This is a genomic window from Pseudomonas sp. NPDC087639, assembly GCF_044743385.1.
In the GTDB taxonomy this organism is placed as follows: Bacteria; Pseudomonadota; Gammaproteobacteria; order Pseudomonadales; family Pseudomonadaceae; genus Aquipseudomonas.
The window spans coordinates 70518-90763 of record NZ_JBIUWI010000012.1 but is presented as its reverse complement, the minus strand read 5'-3'; the positions used below and the strand labels follow the sequence as shown (position 1 = coordinate 90763).

Annotated in this window: 16 protein-coding genes; 10 read left to right on the top strand and 6 right to left on the bottom strand. The window is 60.5% G+C overall.

Translation table 11 applies throughout. The features are described 5' to 3' along the window. Positions 1–17: 17 nt before the first annotated feature. The 6 genes from ACIOVB_RS07970 (at position 18) to ACIOVB_RS07945 (ending at position 5972) form a co-directional block, all read left to right on the top strand. A complete protein-coding gene (locus ACIOVB_RS07970) occupies positions 18–764 on the top strand; it encodes an amino acid ABC transporter permease (RefSeq protein ID WP_042560752.1) in 747 nt (248 codons plus the stop codon). Continuing rightward, positions 764–1435: an amino acid ABC transporter permease gene (locus ACIOVB_RS07965; protein ID WP_095190467.1), complete on the top strand. Its 672-nt coding sequence runs from the start codon at positions 764–766 to the stop codon at positions 1433–1435. Before ACIOVB_RS07970 ends, ACIOVB_RS07965 begins: the two co-directional genes overlap by 1 nt. Then, on the top strand, positions 1432–2166 hold the full coding sequence (locus ACIOVB_RS07960; protein ID WP_007927141.1) for an amino acid ABC transporter ATP-binding protein: 735 nt from the start codon (positions 1432–1434) through the stop codon (positions 2164–2166). Before ACIOVB_RS07965 ends, ACIOVB_RS07960 begins: the two co-directional genes overlap by 4 nt. A 241-nt stretch (positions 2167–2407) precedes the next feature. Beyond that, positions 2408–4309: an ATP-binding protein gene (locus ACIOVB_RS07955; RefSeq protein WP_401266476.1), complete on the top strand. Its 1902-nt coding sequence runs from the start codon at positions 2408–2410 to the stop codon at positions 4307–4309. Then, positions 4306–5634, top strand: coding sequence for a sigma-54 dependent transcriptional regulator (locus ACIOVB_RS07950; protein ID WP_187680187.1), 1329 nt, complete (start codon positions 4306–4308; stop codon positions 5632–5634). The genes ACIOVB_RS07955 and ACIOVB_RS07950 overlap by 4 nt, the downstream gene beginning before the upstream one ends. Further along, the gene (locus ACIOVB_RS07945; RefSeq protein WP_401266472.1) at positions 5634–5972 is read left to right on the top strand and encodes a GlpM family protein; all 339 of its coding nucleotides are present in this window, start codon (positions 5634–5636) and stop codon (positions 5970–5972) included. Before ACIOVB_RS07950 ends, ACIOVB_RS07945 begins: the two co-directional genes overlap by 1 nt. Before the next feature lie 85 nt (positions 5973–6057). Here the strand turns inward: ACIOVB_RS07945 and ACIOVB_RS07940 are convergent, their stop codons facing one another. Continuing rightward, a complete protein-coding gene (locus ACIOVB_RS07940; protein ID WP_401266470.1) occupies positions 6058–7092 on the bottom strand; it encodes an alpha/beta fold hydrolase in 1035 nt (344 codons plus the stop codon). A 207-nt stretch (positions 7093–7299) separates the two neighbouring features. On the opposite strand from ACIOVB_RS07940, the gene ACIOVB_RS07935 reads away from it, so the two are divergent. Further along, positions 7300–8130: a dermonecrotic toxin domain-containing protein gene (locus ACIOVB_RS07935; RefSeq protein WP_401266467.1), complete on the top strand. Its 831-nt coding sequence runs from the start codon at positions 7300–7302 to the stop codon at positions 8128–8130. A gap of 57 nt (positions 8131–8187) precedes the next feature. Next, complete coding sequence (locus ACIOVB_RS07930) at positions 8188–12864, top strand: dermonecrotic toxin domain-containing protein (protein WP_401266464.1); 4677 nt, start codon at positions 8188–8190, stop codon at positions 12862–12864. 65 nt (positions 12865–12929) lie between these two features. Here the strand turns inward: ACIOVB_RS07930 and metE are convergent, their stop codons facing one another. Continuing rightward, entirely contained in the window at positions 12930–15242 is a 2313-nt protein-coding gene (metE, locus tag ACIOVB_RS07925) for a 5-methyltetrahydropteroyltriglutamate--homocysteine S-methyltransferase (RefSeq protein ID WP_401266461.1), read from the bottom strand. A gap of 112 nt (positions 15243–15354) precedes the next feature. Here metE and metR point away from each other — a divergent pair, with 112 nt between their 5' ends. Together metR and ACIOVB_RS07915 are read left to right on the top strand one after the other, a co-directional pair. Next, positions 15355–16272 carry a transcriptional regulator MetR gene (metR, locus tag ACIOVB_RS07920; protein WP_187680192.1) on the top strand — a complete coding sequence of 306 codons (918 nt, stop codon included), beginning with the start codon at positions 15355–15357 and terminating at the stop codon, positions 16270–16272. Positions 16273–16644: 372 nt separating this feature from the next. After that, positions 16645–16893: a DUF6124 family protein gene (locus ACIOVB_RS07915; RefSeq protein WP_401266457.1), complete on the top strand. Its 249-nt coding sequence runs from the start codon at positions 16645–16647 to the stop codon at positions 16891–16893. Positions 16894–17095: 202 nt separating this feature from the next. Here the strand turns inward: ACIOVB_RS07915 and ACIOVB_RS07910 are convergent, their stop codons facing one another. From ACIOVB_RS07910 to ACIOVB_RS07895, 4 genes are all read right to left on the bottom strand, one after another. Further along, a complete protein-coding gene (locus ACIOVB_RS07910) occupies positions 17096–17593 on the bottom strand; it encodes a GNAT family N-acetyltransferase (RefSeq protein WP_401266493.1) in 498 nt (165 codons plus the stop codon). A 1-nt stretch (position 17594) separates the two neighbouring features. Then, a complete protein-coding gene (locus ACIOVB_RS07905; RefSeq protein WP_401266455.1) occupies positions 17595–18233 on the bottom strand; it encodes a LysE family translocator in 639 nt (212 codons plus the stop codon). Between the two features lie 23 nt (positions 18234–18256). Further along, a complete protein-coding gene (locus ACIOVB_RS07900; RefSeq protein WP_401266452.1) occupies positions 18257–18691 on the bottom strand; it encodes an NUDIX domain-containing protein in 435 nt (144 codons plus the stop codon). Positions 18692–18757: 66 nt separating this feature from the next. Continuing rightward, the gene (locus ACIOVB_RS07895) at positions 18758–20119 is read right to left on the bottom strand and encodes an HD domain-containing phosphohydrolase (RefSeq protein WP_401266449.1); all 1362 of its coding nucleotides are present in this window, start codon (positions 20117–20119) and stop codon (positions 18758–18760) included. Between the last annotated feature and the right edge of the window lie 127 nt (positions 20120–20246).

Sequence of the window (20246 nt, the reverse complement as noted above, 5' to 3'; positions counted from 1 at the left end):
ATCGAGGGGAGACCCTAATGAATTACAACTGGGACTGGAGCGTGTTCTTCAAGTCCACCGGCGTGGGCAGCGAGACTTACCTCGACTGGTTCATTTCCGGATTGGGCTGGACCATCGCCATCGCCATCGTGGCCTGGATCATCGCCCTGCTGCTGGGCTCGATACTGGGTGTCATGCGCACCGTGCCGAACCGCATCGTGTCGGGCATCGCGACCTGCTACGTCGAACTCTTCCGTAACGTGCCGCTGCTGGTTCAGCTGTTCATCTGGTACTTCCTGGTGCCCGACCTGCTGCCGGCGGACTTGCAGGAGTGGTACAAGCAGGACCTCAACCCGACCACCTCGGCCTACCTGAGCGTTGTCGTGTGCCTGGGCCTGTTCACCGCCGCGCGTGTTTGCGAACAAGTGCGCACCGGTATTCAGGCGCTGCCTCGCGGCCAGGAATCTGCCGCCCGCGCCATGGGTTTCAAGCTGCCGCAGATCTACTGGAACGTGCTGCTGCCCCAAGCCTACCGGATCATCATTCCGCCGCTTACCTCGGAATTTTTGAACGTGTTCAAGAACTCCTCCGTGGCCTCGCTGATCGGTTTGATGGAGCTGCTCGCGCAGACCAAACAGACCGCTGAGTTCTCGGCCAACCTGTTCGAAGCGTTCACCTTGGCGACCCTGATCTATTTCACCCTGAACATGAGCCTCATGCTGTTGATGCGCGTGGTCGAGAAGAAAGTGGCCGTGCCCGGCCTGATCTCCGTGGGGGGTAAATAATGGAATTCGATTTCAGTGGCATCGTCCCGGCCATTCCCGGTTTGTGGAACGGCATGGTGATGACCCTCAAGCTGATGGCCATGGGCGTGGTCGGCGGGATCATTCTCGGCACAATCCTCGCGCTGTGTCGTCTGTCGCATAACAAACTGCTGTCGAACGTTGCCGGTGCGTACGTCAACTATTTCCGTTCGATTCCGCTGCTGCTGGTGATCACCTGGTTCTACCTGGCGGTGCCGTTCGTGCTGCGCTGGATCACCGGCGAAGACACCCCGATTGGTGCGTTCACCTCGTGCATCGTGGCGTTCATGATGTTTGAAGCCGCGTACTTCTGCGAAATCGTCCGGGCCGGTGTGCAGTCGATTCCCAAAGGCCAGATGGGCGCAGCGCAAGCGCTGGGCATGAGCTACGGGCAGATGATGCGTCTGATCATCCTGCCGCAAGCCTTTCGCAAGATGACCCCGCTGCTGCTGCAGCAGAGCATCATTTTGTTCCAGGACACCTCGCTGGTTTACACCGTGGGCCTGGTGGACTTCCTCAACGCCTCCCGCGCCAGCGGCGACATCATTGGTCGTTCCAATGAGTTCCTGATTTTCGCCGGTGTCGTGTACTTCATCATCAGCTTTGCCGCCTCGCTGCTGGTCAAGCGTCTGCAAAAAAGGTTCGCCGTATGATCTCTATCAAAAACATCAACAAGTGGTATGGGGACTTCCAGGTGCTGACTGATTGCAGCACCGAGGTCAAAAAAGGCGAAGTGATCGTGGTCTGCGGCCCGTCGGGTTCCGGCAAATCGACCCTGATCAAATGCGTCAACGCGCTGGAGCCGTTCCAGAAAGGCGACATCGTCGTGGACGGCACTTCGATTGCCGACCCGAAGACCAACCTGCCGAAATTGCGTTCGCGCGTGGGCATGGTGTTCCAGCATTTCGAACTGTTCCCGCACCTGACCATCACCGAAAACCTGACCATCGCGCAGATCAAGGTGTTGGGCCGCAGCAAGGAAGAGGCGACCAAAAAAGGTCTGCAACTGCTTGAGCGCGTCGGCTTGTCGGCCCACGCCCACAAGCACCCGGGGCAATTGTCCGGCGGTCAGCAACAGCGTGTGGCGATTGCCCGTGCGCTGGCGATGGACCCGATCGTCATGCTGTTCGACGAACCGACCTCGGCGCTCGACCCGGAAATGGTCAACGAAGTGCTCGACGTGATGGTGCAACTGGCCCACGAAGGGATGACCATGATGTGCGTGACCCACGAAATGGGCTTCGCTCGCAAAGTGGCTGATCGGGTGATCTTCATGGACGCCGGCAAGATCATCGAAGACTGCCCGAAAGAGGAGTTCTTCGGCGACATCAACGCCCGCTCCGAACGCGCGCAGCATTTCCTTGAGAAAATCCTGCAGCACTAAAAGCAACAACCCGCTCCCCGACTATGGGGAGCGGGCTGCCTGACAATGAGATCCCCTGTGGTGAGGGGATTTATCCCCGATTGGGCTGCGAAGCGGCCCCAGCACTTCAAAGTCAAACAGCGTGCATAGGTTTGACGACTGCTGCGCAGCCGATCGGGGATAAATCCCCTCGCCACAGAGTTCACCTCCAAACCAGCGGTGATTCACAAACAAGTGTTGTGGTTGACCCAAGGCAACTGTGATGAAATGCGACCCCACTCTCTATCGCGCAGCGCCGCCATCACTTGCCGTGAAACCCCGTCTGATTCGTCATCTGTTCCTGCCGCCGCTGGTCATCGCCCTGATGATCGGATTGGGCTTTATCGGCTTCTGGACCAGTGAGCATTTTGGTATTCGCAGCCTCGGCGAGAACGGCCAGCGCCAACTGGAACTGCACGCCCGTGCGGTCGAGAGCGAGATCAGCAAATACACCTACCTGCCCAGCCTGCTGGAACTGGAAACCAGTGTCCCGCAATTGCTGGCCGACCCGACCCCGGAACACCGGCAAACGGTCAATGCTTACCTTGAAGGCCTGAACCGGCGCAGCCGCAGTCGGGCCATCTACGTGATGGACACCACCGGCCGCGTCATGGCCACCAGCAACTGGCGCGATGTAGACAGTTACCTGGGTGAAGACCTGTCCTTCCGCGCCTACTTTCAGAAAGCCATACGGGGCGAACCCGGCCGCTTCTACGGGATCGGCAGCACCAACGGCGAACCCGGTTACTACCTGGCCCACGGCCTTGAAGAACACGGCAAGATCGTCGGCGTCGCCGTGGTCAAGGTGCGTCTGGAAGCCATGGAAGAACGCTGGCAACGGGCGCGCCTCGAAGCGTTTGTCAGTGACGAAAACGGCATCATCATTCTCTCCAGCGATCCGGCGCGGCGTTTGAAGTCGGTGGTTCCGCTGAGCGACGAGACCAAGGAAAAACTCGCCCGCAGTCTGCAGTACTACTGGTTCCCGCTTAATGAACTGCAACCGCTGGCAAGGGAGACATTGTCCGAAGGTGTGGAGAAACTCACCTTCCCGGCCAACAGCGAAGTCGATTCCGATGAAGACGACATCAGCTATCTGGCGCAGACCCGTCCCTTGAGCGACACACCGTGGAATTTCACCCTGCTCACGTCATTGCAGGATTTGCGGCGCGAAGCAATCAATCAGGGCATCCTGGTGGCCGTGGCGTTTGCTCTGGTGGCCTTCCTGCTGATCGCCTGGAACGAGCGACGCAAGGTCATCGCCACCCGCCTCGCCGCCCGCGAAGCCTTGCAGGAAGCCAACAATCAACTGGAGCGTCGGATTACCGAACGCACCGCCGACCTGCGCGCCAGCAACGATCGACTGAAGAGCCAGATCCGCGAGCGGCGTCAGGCCGAAGAGACGTTGCGCCGCGCCCAGGATGAACTGGTCCAGGCTGGCAAACTCGCCGCCATCGGCCAGATGTCCACCAGCATCGCCCACGAATTGAACCAGCCACTGGCAGCCATGCGCACGCTGTCGGGTAATACCGTGCGCTTTCTGGAGCGCGGTCAGCTGGATGTTGCCAGCACCAATCTCAAGACCATCAACGACCTGATCGACCGCATGGGCCGGATCACCGCCAGCCTGCGTTCGTTTGCCCGGCGCGGTGACAACCACGGCCAGGCCAGCCTCGGCAAAGCCGTCGATGCCGCGCTGCAATTGCTCGGCGCACGCCTGGAGAGTTCGGCGCTGCAACTGCACCGGCAATTCATGGATGTGCAATTGCATATCGACCAGACTCGCCTCGAACAGATTCTGGTCAACCTGATCGGCAACGCGCTCGATGCCATGCAGGCGCAACCGCTGCCGGAACTGTGGCTGGAAGGTGAAGAGTTCAACGGCAAATATCGCCTGCGGGTGCGCGACAACGGCCACGGCATCGACATTGAAGCACGCAAGCATCTGTTCGAACCGTTCTTCACCACCAAACCGGGTGAGCAAGGCCTGGGCCTGGGCCTGACCCTTTCCGCCAGCCTCGCCGCCGCCACGGGCGGGCATCTGGGTGTCGAACACCCGGCCAGCGGTGGCACCACCTTCGTCCTCAGTTTACCGTTGGTAAGCCCTACTCCTGCCGAGCCAATATGAACCACGACCTTAGTGTGCTGATCGTCGAAGACGACCCCCATGTGTTGCTCGGCTGCCAGCAAGCGCTGACGCTGGAAGACATTCCCTGCGTCGGCGTCGGCAGTGCCGAAGAAGCGCTGGAACGTGTCGGCGACAACTTTGCCGGGATCGTCATCAGCGACATTCGCTTGCCGGGCATCGATGGCCTGGAACTGCTGACCCGGCTCAAGCAACGCGACCGCAGTTTGCCGGTGGTGCTGATCACTGGCCACGGCGACATCTCCATGGCGGTCGGCGCGATGCAAAAAGGCGCCTACGACTTCATGGAGAAACCGTTCTCCCCCGAGCGTCTGGTGGATGTCGCGCGGCGTGCGCTGGAGCAACGCAGCCTCGCCCGCGAGGTTTCATCGCTGCGCCGGCAACTGGCCGAGCGTGATTCTCTTGAAGGACGCATCATCGGTCGCTCGCCGGCCATGCAGAACCTGCGCGAGCTGATCGCCAACGTCGCCGACACCTCGGCCAACGTGCTGATCGAAGGCGAAACCGGCACCGGCAAAGAGCTGGTCGCCCGCTGCCTGCACGATTTCAGCCGCCGTCACAGCAAGCAGTTCGTCGCGCTGAACTGCGGCGGCCTGCCGGAGAATCTGTTCGAAAGCGAAATCTTCGGCCATGAAGCCAACGCTTTTACCGGCGCCGGCAAACGCCGGATCGGCAAGATCGAACACGCCGACGGCGGCACGCTGTTCCTCGATGAAGTGGAAAGCATGCCGCTGCCGTTGCAGATCAAACTGCTGCGCGTATTGCAGGAACGCACCCTTGAACGCCTCGGTTCGAACCAGAGTGTGGCGGTGGATTGCCGGGTGATTGCGGCGACGAAATCCGACCTCGACGAATCGAGCAAGGCTGGCGAGTTTCGCAGCGATTTGTACTACCGACTTAACGTGGTGACTCTGGAGTTGCCACCGCTGCGCGAACGCCGCGAAGACATCCTGCAACTGTTCGAACACTTCACTCAGCAATCAGCCCTGCGCTTCGACCGCGCGCTACCGGAGCTGGACAACCAGACCCTGTCGAACCTGATGAGCCACGACTGGCCGGGCAACGTGCGTGAACTGCGCAACGTCGCCGAGCGTTTCGCCCTGGGTCTGCCGGCCTTCAAGAAATCCGGCGCCGGCAGCGCTGGCCAGGGCCTGGCGTTTGCCGAGGCGGTGGAAGCCTTCGAACGCAATTTGCTCAGCGATGCCCTGCAACGCAGCGGCGGCAACCTGACACAGGCGAGCCTGGAACTGGGCATGGCCAAGACCACGCTGTTCGACAAAGTGAAAAAATACGGGCTGAGCCACTGATGGATCTACTACTGAAAGCCGCACTCGGCGCCGCCGTGGTCGTGATTCTCGCGGCACTGGCCAAGACCAAGAACTATTACATCGCAGGCCTGGTGCCGCTGTTTCCGACCTTTGCCTTGATCGCGCATTACATCGTCGGCAAGGGGCGTTCGATTGATGACCTGAAGACCACCATCGTGTTTGGTATGTGGTCGATCATTCCGTACTTTGTTTATCTGGCGACGTTGTATGTGATGCTCGACCGGATGCGGCTGGAGGCTTCGCTCGCCGTGGCGGCGGTGGCGTGGTTGATGGCGGCGACGGTGTTGGTGAGTGTGTGGGTTCGCCTGCACAGCTGAGATTGAGATCAAGAGCAACCCTCACCCCAGCCCTCTCCCAGTCCCCTCTCCCTCAGGGAGAGGGGATCTTGGCTTTTCATTGTTGTTACAAGAGTTTGGCACCCACCACCGGTTCAATCTGCGCCCAATGCGAAGTGTCTTCACGATGCGCCTGCAAATACGGCAACACCGCCGCCAGCAACGGCGCTTTGAATGCCTCTTGAAAACGATGCGCCAACCCCGGAATCAGCTTCAACTGACTGCCGCGAATGTGCGCCGCCAAATGCACGCCATGCATCACCGGCAGCAACGGATCGGCCGTGCCGTGCACTACAAGTGTCGGCACGCGCAACTGGTTGAGCAGCGCCACCCGGCTCCGCTCGGCCAGAATTGCCATGATCTGCCGCTTCACGCCTTCAGGATTGAACGCCCGGTCGTAGGACGCCGCCGCTTGTTGCAGCAACGCTTGGCGATCATCGGTAACCGCTGGACTGCCCAGCGCCGCTAGCAAGTCAGCCTGTTGCTCCAGCGCCACTTCACGGTTCGGCGCGCCACGCCGTGACAACAGTTGCACCAGCGCCGCACTCGGCGCCGGCAACCCTTCGGCCCCGGAGGTGGTCATGATCAGCGTCAGGCTCTCGACCCGTTGCGGCGCCATGGCCGCCATGTGCTGGGCGATCATGCCGCCCATGCTCGCGCCCAGCACATGGAATTGCTCGACATGCAGCGCGTCCATCAAGCCCAGCGCGTCGTCGGCCATGTCGGTCAGGCTGTACGGTGCCGACACCGGCAGACCGAGTTTGTAGCGCAACACTTCAAACGTCAGGTTGGCCTCCAGCGGGGCCTGACGCCAGGTCGACAAGCCGACATCGCGGTTGTCATAGCGAATGACCCGAAAGCCCTGCTGACACAGCGCCACCACCACTTCATCCGGCCAGTGGATCAACTGCCCGCCCAGCCCCATCACCAGCAACAGTGCCGGATCCGATGCGCGTCCGATGCTTTGGTAGGCGATGCTCACCTGCGCCAGATCGGCCCGCTCGGTCGGCACGTTCACATCGCAACGCGCGGCGGCAAACGACGATGAGCCGAACAAAAGCGCGGCCAAAACGGCCGCGATTGATAAAAAAACCTTGTGCATGAAAAACACCGAAACGCAGAACCCCAGTAGAGCGCGAGTCTGATGAAGTTTGTACAAGCGCGCTGCCACAGTTCGATGACAGTTTGATGAAGAGTGCCGAGTGGTCATTGCGCGATAACTATGTACCGCCATGGAGATCGACGATTTGCTTTGAATGACGGCTACAGGAAGCGGATCCGCCGTTTCGTTACGCGAGCCATAGTTGCCATGCCCGACAGTTTTATTTCCGCGCTCTCAAATCCCGGTCCGGCGCAGACACCGTCCGTTGCCCATTTACCCAAAAACCCCGACGCCGCAGTGGCGCTGAGTGCTTCGAACCGCTGGCGCTACAGCAGCCAGGCGCTGCGTGAACTGTTCGCCGGTGTGCCGACCACGCGTAAAACGCTGACTCGATTGCTTGAGCAGGAACTGGATCTGGGCGAGCCCGATATCGGTTTTCGCTTTGCGGCCACCCCGCAAAGCCCCGAACATTTCATACCGATCGTGCAGGCCTGTGCCTTTGGCTTTCAGCATCCGCTGCCTGCGAACACACTTGACCGGCAATGCCGCGTGACGGGTTTGCCCGCCACCCATGCGCTGTTCGCCCTCACGCCGCGGCAATTGCTTGAACGGCTCAAGACCCTGGATCTGGAGAAGGCACTGGACCGGGACTGGGATCAGTACTGGGATGCGCGCGCGCCCGGCGCTCCGGTATCCCGTCGCGAACGCGCCGATCAACAGTATCGCCAGCATTTCGAAGCGACCGTACTGACCGCCGTCGCCCAGCATCGCGTGACGCCCGAACAGCGTCTCTCGCTGTTAGCGTTGATGGACGCGACCACTCACGATGCGACAGTCACCTGCGAGCAGATTTCGCTGGTGTTAAGCAATGGCAGCAAAGTGAAGTGCCCCACGGCCTGGATCCTCGGCTTTGGCGCCCGGCAGCAACCCCTGCATTGGTTGTACCTGCCGTTGCGCCCCGAAGCATTAAAAGGCTTTGACCAGCGCAGCGAACTCGAGGCCTGGCTGGGCGCTCAGTCGCTGATTCCCAGTGGTTAGCCACAAACCGGTCTGAGGTTTGAATACACCCACAGAGAGTTGCCATTGACCACTGGCATGAGCGACCTGCTGACGCACTTTCGCCAGGCCCGGATCGACGCCCTGCGCAACGGTAGCCTCGGCAAGCCCGGGTTTGCCGAACATGGCAGCAAAGCCCTCGACTTCTCTGACCAGACAGACCGTCAACGGCAGACCGCTGCCGTGTTCGGTTCTCCCCCCGTGTTTGAATCCGTCAGTGTCGAGGACGATGAACCGTCGCTGTTCGGCAGTCTCTATGCCGACATTCCTCTGGCCCTGCGTCAGGCCGCTCTCAAGCGCCAGCGTGATGCCCTGGAAGCCCGCTTGGGTACGTCGAGCGACAACGCCGCCCTGCAACCGATCAAGGATTTGCAACAAACATTGGAAACCGCCGAGCAAGCCGCCGACAACGCCGCGACTGCGCTGTTGGGCCGCTCGCAGCCTTTCGACCTGCTTACCCTCAATCGTGAGTTCACCGCTCTGCATCAGGCACACAAGGCCGGTTTGCTAGCCGAAACCGACTTGCAAAAGTTGCTTGAACAGATCAGCAGCGAAGAACACCAACTGATCAAGGCCCTGCTCGACCCGCCAGACAATCCCGACAGCGATTGTGTAGCCGCCAGCCTGATACTTTCGACGAGCGAAACGGCTGACAGCCCAACGACCGAGACGCTCAACGGCCCGTTTGTCATGACCCGCGCCGGTACGTTGCTCGACCTGACGTCTACCCACAGCCTGTTGCTGTACTGGCCCGGCACTGGTGGAGGACTGCAACGCTTTGCCAGTCGTCGGGCGCTGGAAAGCCAGATGTTCGCCCTTGCCGAAAAGGATCCATTACTGACCCTGCAACTGAAAAAAATCAGCGGCGATCCACTGCATCACGCCCTCGATCAGGTGACCAGCGAGTACGAAGAGCAGGCCGCCGTGCTCCGTGCGCACCCCGGCAAGTCCATGTTGACACCCGAACGCAGCGGGCCAATGCAGGCCCTGCGCGAACGTTTCAGGGCCGCCCTCCAGGTGCCAGTGCACGCCGCACGGAATCTGGCCTTTGCCCATCTGCTGGAACAAAACCGCTCCGGCAGGTTGGCCGACAATCTGCCGCACTGGCAACGGAACTTGCCGGCCAGCGAACGCAGCAACCTGAAGACGCAGATCCAGGCCTATATCGCCGCCATGCACCGCAGCCACCAACTCCTGATGCGGGCCTTGCCGCCACGTGATGACTTCACCCGTCAGCATTTGCACCAACGGTTGCGTGAGGACTTCTCGGTGCAGGGGCCTTTCTCGGTACAGATCGACCTGCCGGACTCCGCCAGACTGCAAAAGCAATTGAGCGACGGCTCAACCATGACCACCCCGCAAAAGCTGGTCGCGGTGCCCAGCGCCTCACGCAGTAAGGTGCCACTCGAAGACCTCGCGCAGTCCAACATCGACAACACACCCTCGATGCGTCTGGAGTCGGAGTCCTTGCGCCTGCTGTTCATGACGGTCGAAGTCATCGCGGCCGATGACAGCGCACGAGCAGCCTTGCGCACAGGCATCACCCATGAGTACCTGCGCAAGATTCTGCCGGAACTGGATTTGCCCAAAACCTACGAGCAAACGATCCGTGACGCCTTCATGGGCGGGCTCGGTGAATCCGCCTTCGTGCGCGAGCATCGGCGTGAATGCCTGATCGAACCGTGGCGGCTGATGCTCAAGATGCAAGGCGAATGCGCGCGTTTACAACAACGCATCAACCATCACGAATGGCAAATATTCAACATTGCCATTGAAGCCGACACTACCCATGCCTGGAACACTGGAGCCCTGCGCATTGTGCTCCTGCCGGCCTTCCTCAGAGCCGGTGGCAAGGACACCCCCAATCAAGGCCCCGTCACGCTGTCAGGCGTCACCTTTATCCAGGAGCAAATCAGCGGGACAACCTTGCTCTATTTGCCAGACAGTCCCGACGACCAGGTTCTGCGTCGTTACGACAGTCTGGAGGAGGCCCGCAAGGCGCTATTCAAACTCTGCGAGCAAGACCCGTGGATCAGCTATCTGGCAGGCCGGGCCTTGCAAGGGGATGTGCGCGCCCATGAAAACCGCCTCGCTCAGGCCATCGTGAAAAAGCATGACGCCATGATCGGCGTCGGTATGCCCTGGCCTTCGACCACCTCATTGGCCGCGCACCTGCTCAACGCCCACATGGGCCGATTGATCGAAGCCCATCGCGGCACATCGCGCGCCAATGATGCGTTGTACATGGAACGCTATGCCCTCAAGGGACCGCGAGCTTTCAATTACCTGAAAATGGCCTTGGGGTTGCTGCCCTTTGTCGGCGTGGCGTTTGCCGTCTACGACGCCTGGACCAGCGCCAATCAGGCGGTCGCGGCATTTTTGCGCGGTGATGTGGGTGATGGCCTGGCGGAACTTGAATCGGTGTTGTTGTCGCTGATCGATGCGGCCATGGATCTGCTGCCGGGCGAAATGACCACTTCCGCCCTTTCCCGAGCGGCCCGTTCACTGACCCGCACTCGCCAACTGCGCAGACTGGCCCAAGGCGCCGGCGCGCTGCATGTTCCCTCGCAACGTCAGGCTCGGCATCTGACGGCGCGTTTCGCCGGCTACGAGTATGAAAAGCCGATTTCGCTGTCAGGGCTGGAACCGGCCACCGAAGGCCTCTATCGCGGCATCTACCGGCATGCCGACGGCGACTTCATCCTGCGCCAGGGACGGATCTTTGAAGTTCAACGCAGCAACAACGCCGACAACTGGCGTTTACACGGCACGAGTACCAAGACCTATAAACAACCGATTGCCCTGGATGAAACCGGCCAGTGGGATACGTGGTTCGGTGTGCATGGCACGGCGGTCGAAGGCGGGACGCTGGGCGGCGGGAATATCGCCGGACACCTGGCTGATGCGGCCGATCCCTTCTGGCCACAGGCGATTCGGCAGCGCCTGCCGCGCTGGCTGGTGGATCGCAAGTATCGCCGTTATCGTCAGTTGACCCAGGCCGCCGATAGCCTGGCCGACCAGCTCGATGCCAGGGGTGTGGCGAGCGATGCCGCAATCAACCGTTACGGCGCGGCATCGCAAGCGGATCGACCGGCCTTGATGCCGGCCTCAGAGGCCGCCTGTGTCGGCGATATCCAACTGGCAACCCGGCACTACGAAACCCTCGATGATTTGATGCCCTTGACCAAGGGAAACAAAAAACGCGCGCTGCTTGAAATACAGAGCAAGGAGGCCTCGCTGTTGACTGACCGTTACTGGCGCCGCGCTTACCATCTCTCCCACAGCACCGCACGGGTGACTGAAAAAATTGATGACCTGGCCCTGGCACTGGATAACCTGCCCCCCGAAAGTCTGGCCCAACGCATCAGCCTCCTTGAGGATATCCGCACACAGCGGGTCGATTACGTACGCCTGCTTGAGCAAATGGAGCAGCTCAAGGGCGATGCCAATTACTGGTATGAGCGCATCCGCATCCGCGCGCACAAAGAACCCAGAACGGCGATGATCGAGGATATAAACACCAAGCACAGTGATGCCAACCTGCTTTATCTGAAAACCAGTCAACGCCTGGAAACCGTCAAGCGCTATGGCCGAACCGACGATGTCTCCTGGTTCTACCTGATGGGACAGGCTCGGGAGCTTCGCAGCAATGTCGATAGGGCCTTGTACACGCAGTACAACCTGCCGAACATCCAGGCGACCCGGGCACAACGCAATCAGATTCTGCACAACTGCCTGGAGCTGTACACCCGCTATCGCCGTGAAATGAATATCTGGACCGCCACCTATCCGCAACACTTCCACTTGAATGAAGTCCCCGCATTGATGAGCGGGATCGAATGGCTCGCCGAACGCGCCCGCAAAGGCATCATCGAACCGCCCGCGCCGACAACGGGGGGGCAGGCCGCACAGCGCGTGTTCACAACCGCCGATAATCAGTTGATGTACGGCATCGAGCGTTGGGAACCGACGACCCAGAAACACCAATACGTTTCCACCGGCCGCGCAGGCCATGAGGAAGTCTGGGAGCAAGGCAGCGATGGCAGTTACCGCCTGCTCAACCCGCGAAATACAGAACCGTCCGCCCCCGCCCCGATGAGCCTCGCCAAGTTGGTGGCCGATGCGCAACGGCGCCTGGATGCCCAGGCGGGCTACCAGATCAGAGTCGAATCCTACGCCGAGCAGGACATGCTCCCGGTCGACCTGGAACACATGATGGTCAGTGAGGCAGCCGAGCTCAATCGCCGCGCCGACCGCATCGAGACCCTGGCGGCGCAAAACCCGATCATTCCACAACTGCGCGACAAGGCCAGCGAACTGACCCTCATCGGCCGGAACCTGCGTACCCGCCAATCACTGACCAGCCAAAAACCCACCGACGGCATGCTTGAAGACCTCATCGAGCAGAACGCTGTGGAAATCCGTAAAACCAGCGCGCTGAAAAACCTCGGCAAGCGCCACGGCCATAACGACTATCTGCAGGAATATGAAATCTGGGACATGACCCTGTCGCCAGCGGAGCTGCTGTGGTACGCCCACTTTCACTATCGCAAACCGACAGCGGCGTTCGGCAATTTCGAGAAGGCCCACTTGAAACTGCCAGACCACCGCTTCCTGACCCACGCGGACGATGCCACCCTGCCCTACGCCGGCATTGGCAAGAAGTCAGCCGTGCTCGAGCACTTCGAAGCAATTGCGGCTAACGACCCGGTCTAGAAAGCTGCGCTGATCAACAATCTGAAAAGCCAGCCGCACGCAAAGGCTGGCTTTTTTGCGGCCAGTTACGCCAACAGACTGCGCAATTGCCGTGCCGCCGCCACCATGTTCACCAGTGCCGCTTCCGTTTCCGGCCAGGCCCGCGTCTTCAAGCCGCAATCGGGGTTGACCCAAAGCCGTTCGGCGGGAATCCGCTGCACCGCCTTCTTCATCAACTTGACCATCTCGGCGGTATCCGGCACCCGTGGCGAGTGGATGTCGTAGACGCCCGGGCCAATGTCGTTGGGGTAGTCGAACGCTTCGAAGGCTTCGATCAATTCCATGTCCGACCGCGAGGTTTCGATGGTGATCACGTCCGCGTCCATGTCGGCAATCGCCTTGATCACGTCGTTGAATTCGCTGTAGCACATGTGGGTGTGGATCTGGGTTTCATCCTTCACGCCCGACGCCGTCAGACGGAAGGCCTCAACGGCCCAATCCAGATACGCCTGCCATTGTGCGCGGCGCAGCGGCAGGCCTTCGCGGAATGCCGCTTCATCGATCTGGACGATCTTGATCCCGGCGTTTTCCAGATCCACCACTTCGTCACGCAGGGCCAGCGCCAATTGCTGCGCCTGGACTTTGCGCGACACATCTTCACGGGGGAACGACCACATCAGCATGGTCACGGGGCCGGTCAGCATGCCTTTGATGACCTTGTCGGTCAGGCCTTGGGCGTAGGTGATCCAGTCGACGGTCATGGCATTCGGGCGACTGAGGTCGCCATAAATCACGGCCGGTTTCACACAACGCGAACCATAGCTCTGCACCCAGCCGAAACGGGTGAACAGGTAGCCGTCGAGCTGCTCGGCGAAGTACTCGACCATATCGTTGCGCTCGGCCTCACCGTGTACCAGCACATCCAGCCCCAGGCGTTCCTGAATCTTCACGGCGTGGCGAATTTCGCTGCGCATGGCGTCGTGGTAATCGTTGGCCGACAGCTTGCCCTGCTTGAACGCCTGGCGCGCCAGACGGATTGAGCCGGTCTGTGGAAAAGAACCGATGGTGGTAGTCGGGAACGTCGGCAATTGCAGGCGCGCCTGTTGTTGGGCGATGCGTTTGGCAAACGGCGAATGACGCTGACTGTCGTTGGCATTGATCGCTTTGATACGCGCTTGTACCTCGGCATTGTGGACGCGTGGCGACTGCGCACGGCTGGCCTGAATCGCTCGGTTCTCGGCCAATGCGCTTTGCACTTTGGGCGCCTGTGGATCGTTCAAGGCATCGCGCAACACGGAGATTTCGCTGCACTTCTGCACGGCAAACGCCAACCAACTCTTGAGCTCCGGATCGAGCTTGTCTTCACGCTCGACATCCACCGGGCTGTGCAGCAACGAACAGGAACTGCTGACCCACAGGTTGTCGCCGAAACGCTCCTGCGCCGGCTGCAGTTGTGCCAGCGCCTGCTCCAGTTCGCAGCGCCAGACGTTGCGCCCGTTGACCAGCCCCACCGAAAGAATCTTGTAAGTCGGCAGGCGATCCAGCACCTGGCCGAGTTGCTCCGGCGCCCGCACCGCGTCGATGTGCAGACCTTGCACCGGCAGGCCTACGGCCAAGCCGAGGTTGTCTTCAAGGCCACTGAAGTACGTCGCCACGAGTTTCTTCAGCGGCGAGTACTGGAGGATGTGATAAGCGCGTTCGAAGGCGCTTTTCCACGCTTGCGGCAGGTCGAGGGTGAGGATCGGCTCGTCGATCTGCACCCACTCCACGCCTTGCTCGGCGAGGCGCACGAGAATCTGGTTGTAGATCGGCAGCAGACGCTCAAGCAAGTCGAGCTTGTCGAAGTCGTTGCCTTTCGCCTTGCCCAGCCACAGGTAAGTCAGCGGGCCGATGATCACCGGTTTGACGTTATGGCCCAGCGCCTTGGCTTCTTCGACTTCATCGAACAACTGTTCCCAGCTCAGCTTGAACTGTTGATCAGCGCTGAATTCCGGGACGAGGTAGTGGTAGTTGGTGTCGAACCACTTGGTCAGCTCTTGTGCATATTGAGTCTTGCCGTGGTCATCAGCGCAGCAACCAGCCGTGGCGCCGCGAGCCATGGCGAACAGCGTGTCGAGGGTCGGCTGGCCACGCTCGTCGCGTACGCCGTCAAAACGCTCAGGGATCACGCCGAAAGTCAGCGAGTGAGTCAGCACCTGGTCGTACCAGGCGAAGTCGCCGACCGGCAACAAGTCGATACCGGCAGCTTTCTGCAACTGCCAGTGAGTGGCGCGCAGATCACGGCCAACCTGGTTCAGCGCGGCCTGATCGAGATCGCCTTTCCAGTAGGCTTCGAGGGCTTTTTTCAGTTCGCGGTCGGCGCCGATGCGCGGGAAACCAAGGGTGTGGGCCACGGCCATGTCGAATGTGCTCCATTGCGTAAAAGATGGCGCCATTGTCGACAGTCAAGCCAACATGAGACAAACTCAACCTTTTCGTGTTGATCACAAGTTTTCCTCATGGAGCCAGCCGGTGCTTGAAATCCGTCACCTGAAAACCCTGCACGCACTGCGCGAAGCCGACAGCCTGGTCGATGCCGCCGACCGGTTGCACCTGACCCAATCGGCGCTGTCCCACCAGTTCAAGGAGCTTGAAGAACGGCTGGGAATGCCGTTGTTCGTGCGCAAGACCAAACCGGTGCGCTTCACCAGCGCCGGCCTGCGCCTGTTGCAACTGGCCGACGCCACCCTGCCGCTGCTGCGCGGCGCCGAGCGCGACATCGCTCGACTGGCCGGCGGCACTGCCGGACGCCTGCACATGGCGATCGAATGCCACAGCTGCTTTCAGTGGCTGATGCCGACCATCGACCAGTTCCGCGATGCGTGGCCGGAAGTCGAACTCGACCTCGCGTCGGGCTTCTCCTTCGCCCCGCTGCCGGCCCTGGCCCGAGGTGATCTGGATTTGGTGGTGACCTCTGATCCGCTGGAAATCGCCGGCATCACCTATGTGCCGCTGTTCACCTACGAAGCCATGCTCGCGGTGGCCAATCAGCACCCGCTGGCGAGCAAACCCTACATCGTCCCCGAAGACTTGTTGACAGAAACCCTGATCACTTACCCGGTGGAACGCGACCGACTGGACATCTTCACCCGCTTCCTTGAACCGGCCGACATCGAACCGGCGCTGGTGCGCACTTCGGAGCTGACGGTAATGATGATGCAACTGGTCGCCAGCGGCCGTGGCGTCTGCGGCATGCCGCACTGGGCGCTGCATGAGTACAGCTCGCGGGGTTACGTGAAGGGCAAGCGACTGGGCGAGAAAGGTCTGTTCGCCACGCTGTACGCCGGGATACGCGCCGACATGCTCGATGCGCCGTACATGCGCGATTTTCTGCTGACGGCCAAGGACACATCGTTTTCGACGCTGGATGGCGTTAGCGCGGTGCGCTGAAACTCCAAAATCAAAAGATCTTAAACGGCTGCTGTTTAAACGACATGTCCAGACACGGACTCAGGCTACACATCCTTGCGTCACGGCCTACAGCTACGCCAGAATCCGCCGGCTTGTGCGCCTTGTGCCTGACCTCTATCGTTTGTCGGTCGCTGAACATTCAGCGATCGGGTTTAGCGATCCGGCCGCACCAGTGCCCCCATCTCGATGCCAGACGGTCTTCGTCAGCATCCTGCGTAATGGTGGCTGTGCGTGGGAGACCTTAGGGTCTACCCGGGGTTTCTGTAACCCGGATCGCTAACCTGCGTACAGCCGCCACCTTTACTTGTTTAGCGATGAGTCGTGGCGGCTTAGCCTTTACGGAGATTCACCATGTTCAAGGTAACGCCCAACCCGCCTCGCCTCCCCAGCACCCTGTTCCACGTCACTCCCGACACCGATAACGAAACCCTCCTCGCCCACGCCTGTGAATCCCTTGCCTCGGCGAGCGTGATGCTCAGTGATTTCGCCGGACTGCTCGACACGCCGCATCGCAACACTTTGCTCGGCATTCAGCAGGTAGTGATGCTCGGCGAACTGACGGTAAACCGGGCACTGGACAACCTCGATCCCCCTGCCTGAACATTTGCCGGATAAAAAGATTCATTGTGGTGAGGGGATTTATCCCCGATGGGCTGCGCAGCAGTCCTGAAACCTGTGCACACGGTGTTTCAGAGAGACCGCGTTTGTAGGGTTTGGGGCTGCTTCGCAGCCCATCGGGGATAAATCCCCTCGCCACAAAAGCCCCTCTCTTAGGGTAATGCTGTTCACTTAGGTGGGAGGGTCAGAGTTCACGCCACATGTGGATCTTGTCGAAGTAGTCTTCGCCGACTCGCACCGCCAGCGGTTCCAGACCGAACTGGATAAAGCCGCAGCGCTGGTACAGCTTGAAGGCCGCATCGTTGCCGGCGGTGACGGTGAGCTGGATGAGTTTCAGCCCGGGGTGGTTTTGTGCCTCGGTCAGCGCGGCTTGCACCAGTTCGAAACCGAGACCGTGTTGGCGATAATCCGCCGAGACGTACATGCCGAACAGGGTTGTCTTGTGCCGGGCCTTCTCGCGCGGTTCGAACGCCAACCCGACAATGCCGGCCAACACCCCCGCTTCGAATGCACCCAGCACCACATCAAGCTTGCTGGTCAGCCGCGCTTCCCACCAGCTCAACGGCATCGCCGCGCGTTCGCGCACGCTGGAGGTGAACGCCTGTGGATGGCGGTCGTAGGCTTCAAGCATCAGTTCGCGATAGGCCAGGGCATGGCTGGCATCCAGCCGCTCGATCCACATCTCAAGCGCCTCGCCGTTGTTCAAGCATCAACCGCACGGCCAGCCCGCCAAGCACCATCCCCATGAAGTAACGCTGCATCGCCAGCCACGTCGGGTTGCGCACGAACCACGAAGCGATGCCGGCAGCGAACAGCGCGATCAGCAAGTTGACGCAGAAACTGACGCTGATCTGGGTCAGGCCGAGGATGATGCTCTGGGTGAACACCGAGCCGTGTTCAGGGGTGATGAATTGCGGAAACACCGAGAGGTAGAACACGGCGATTTTCGGGTTCAGGGCGCTGGTGAGAAAGCCCATGGTGATCAGTTTGCGTGACGAGTCCGCCGGTAACTGCTGAGCTTCGAACGGCGAACGCGCGCCGGGTTTCACCGCTTGCCAGGCCAGCCACAGCAGGTACAGCGCACCGGCCCACTTCAACACTTCATAGGCCATTGGCACCGCAAGAAACACCGCCGTCAAACCGGCGGCGGCGGCAAACAGATGCACAAAGAACCCGGCCACCACGCCGAGCAACGATGTCACGCCAGCCTTGCGTCCCTGACAGATCGAACGCGAGATCAGGTAGATCATGTTCGGCCCCGGCGTCAGCACCATCAGCAACGCGGCGGCGGCGAAGATCAGCAGGTCTTGAAGCGGGATCATGGCAACGTCCTTTGCGGGGATGATCAGGCGATGGCGGTGAGCGAACGGCGATAAAACGGCAGGATCAGGTCGCGTGTCAATGGCGCCAGGTCGATAGCAGGATCAGTGGCCGGATCGACCCAGATCACCTCTTCGATTTCGGCTGCCGGGCAGACCTCGGCATCGATGGTCAGTTGAAAAATGTCGGCTTGAACGACATAGCCCGGCTCATTGGCGGCGGGTGCGGAGAACTGGCCGAGGAACGTCGACTGCGCCGGGTCGATCAGCAATCCCAGCTCTTCCTCCAGCTCACGGGCCAGGGCATGCAGCGGCAACTCGTGCGGTTCGATCTTGCCGCCCGGTTGCATGAACGCCGTGGTGCCGCGTTTGCGCACCAGCAGGGTCTGGCCATCGGCATTGAGCAACAGGGCAGCGGCGATGCGAATGATGCGCGGGGAGACAACGGATGCAGAGGTCATGGGTGAGCCACCGGCCTGGAAAAACCCCAAGGATCCCACGCCCCGCCCATGGCGTCACCTCACCGATCATCCACTCTGGGCGTTGAGCGCCGCCTGAACCTCCTCGGGCACCTTGACGAAAATCTTGTATTGGCCGCCTTCCATGGCCTCAAAGGCAATCAGCTTTTCCACCAACAGGCCGCTGAGAACCTTGCCGGCATTGAGCAACAACATGCCGTTATCGGCATTGAGATTGCGCGCCAGAATCATCCCTGCCGCCAGATCCCGCGTGCTCAGCACTTTGACCGTAGGGTCGGCCAAGGTGACGTCGCTGAGGAAGGCCGCACACACCTGAATGAAGTCTTCGACTAGTTCCGGATCGTACAGTCGCCCGGCGTACTGACGCAGGTACAGCAGCGCTTCATCGCTGTTCATCTGCCGCTCGAGGATCAAACCGCGTTGCAACTCGACGAAGTCCACCGCCAGTTTCAGCAAGCGTGAACCGAATGGAATCGCCTCACCCTTGAGCCGGTCGGGAAAGCCGCTGCCGTCCCAACGCTCCTGGTGATGCAGGATCAGCCGTGCGGCATCCTTCATCGGGTCCAGGGTCATCAGCAGTGATTCGCTCTGCTTTGGATAAGCGCGATAACGCTCGCGATCGTTATGGCGCAGCAGATCCGATGGCGTCGTCATCATGCCGTCGGTCCAGCTCAGCTTGCCGATGTTGTAGAGCGCCGCGGCCATGGTCAGGTCGCGGCTGGTGGCTTCATCCAGACCATGTTGTGTGCAGTAACTGCGCACCAATTCGATGATCTGCCGGTTGGTCTGTTTGGCCGGGGGCAAGCGCAGGTTGGCCAGCAGCGAAAACACCTCAGTGCCGGTGACATAACTGTGTTTGAGCTCTTCGTACGCCAGATCGAGCATGTCGGCGGTCTGTTGCAGTTCGGCGGTGCGCGAGGCGACATGTTTTTCCAGGGTGCTGTTGAGCAGCTTGAGCTGATCGTTCTGCACCCGGGTCAAGCGCTCCAGGCGCTGGCGTTCCTGCTCGGAGTGTTGATGCTCAAGGGATTGACGCAGGATCAGCAGCAACTCTTCGTCATTCCACGGTTTGCTGATGTAACGGTGAATCTGCCCGTCATTGATCGCCTTGATGATGGCGGACGGGTCGGCATAGCCGGTAAGCATGATGCGCACGGTCGCCGGATGGCGTTCGCGGACTTGGGCCAGCAACGAGGCGCCGTCCATAGTGGGCATGCGGGCATCGCTCATCACCAGGTCCACCGGCTGCTGCGCCAACATTTCCAGTGCCTGGGCACCGCTGGTCGCCAGCAGGACATCATAGGGCTGGCCCCGCAACAGGCGGCGCAAGCTGTTGAGGATCGATTCCTCGTCATCGACCAGCAACACTTTGGGACGGTGCGGCTGCGGCGGGGCGGTTTGCTCTTCCATGGCGTGACCTCAAGCATTACAGGGGCAAACGACGCAACGGGCCGACCGCCTCGCTGGCCCGCGCCTGAGTCAAAGGCTAGATGATTTTTGGCAGCCTTCACGCAAATCTTCGGCGCGAATGCGCATG

Bases quoted from the DNA above. Each gene is read 5' to 3' on its own strand.
- metE (WP_401266461.1), bottom strand. From the start codon at position 15,242: ATGGCCGTGGCCCACACCCTTGGTTTCCCGCGCATCGGCGCCGACCGC.
- ACIOVB_RS07945 (WP_401266472.1), top strand. From the start codon at position 5,634: ATGGATCTACTACTGAAAGCCGCACTCGGCGCCGCCGTGGTCGTGATT.
- ACIOVB_RS07955 (WP_401266476.1), top strand. From the start codon at position 2,408: ATGAAATGCGACCCCACTCTCTATCGCGCAGCGCCGCCATCACTTGCC.
- ACIOVB_RS07970 (WP_042560752.1), top strand. From the start codon at position 18: ATGAATTACAACTGGGACTGGAGCGTGTTCTTCAAGTCCACCGGCGTG.
- ACIOVB_RS07935 (WP_401266467.1), top strand. From the start codon at position 7,300: ATGCCCGACAGTTTTATTTCCGCGCTCTCAAATCCCGGTCCGGCGCAG.
- ACIOVB_RS07895 (WP_401266449.1), bottom strand. From the start codon at position 20,119: ATGGAAGAGCAAACCGCCCCGCCGCAGCCGCACCGTCCCAAAGTGTTG.
- ACIOVB_RS07965 (WP_095190467.1), top strand. From the start codon at position 764: ATGGAATTCGATTTCAGTGGCATCGTCCCGGCCATTCCCGGTTTGTGG.
- ACIOVB_RS07910 (WP_401266493.1), bottom strand. From the start codon at position 17,593: ATGTGGATCGAGCGGCTGGATGCCAGCCATGCCCTGGCCTATCGCGAA.
- ACIOVB_RS07900 (WP_401266452.1), bottom strand. From the start codon at position 18,691: ATGACCTCTGCATCCGTTGTCTCCCCGCGCATCATTCGCATCGCCGCT.
- ACIOVB_RS07905 (WP_401266455.1), bottom strand. From the start codon at position 18,233: ATGATCCCGCTTCAAGACCTGCTGATCTTCGCCGCCGCCGCGTTGCTG.
- ACIOVB_RS07930 (WP_401266464.1), top strand. From the start codon at position 8,188: ATGAGCGACCTGCTGACGCACTTTCGCCAGGCCCGGATCGACGCCCTG.
- ACIOVB_RS07915 (WP_401266457.1), top strand. From the start codon at position 16,645: ATGTTCAAGGTAACGCCCAACCCGCCTCGCCTCCCCAGCACCCTGTTC.
- ACIOVB_RS07960 (WP_007927141.1), top strand. From the start codon at position 1,432: ATGATCTCTATCAAAAACATCAACAAGTGGTATGGGGACTTCCAGGTG.
- ACIOVB_RS07950 (WP_187680187.1), top strand. From the start codon at position 4,306: ATGAACCACGACCTTAGTGTGCTGATCGTCGAAGACGACCCCCATGTG.
- ACIOVB_RS07940 (WP_401266470.1), bottom strand. From the start codon at position 7,092: ATGCACAAGGTTTTTTTATCAATCGCGGCCGTTTTGGCCGCGCTTTTG.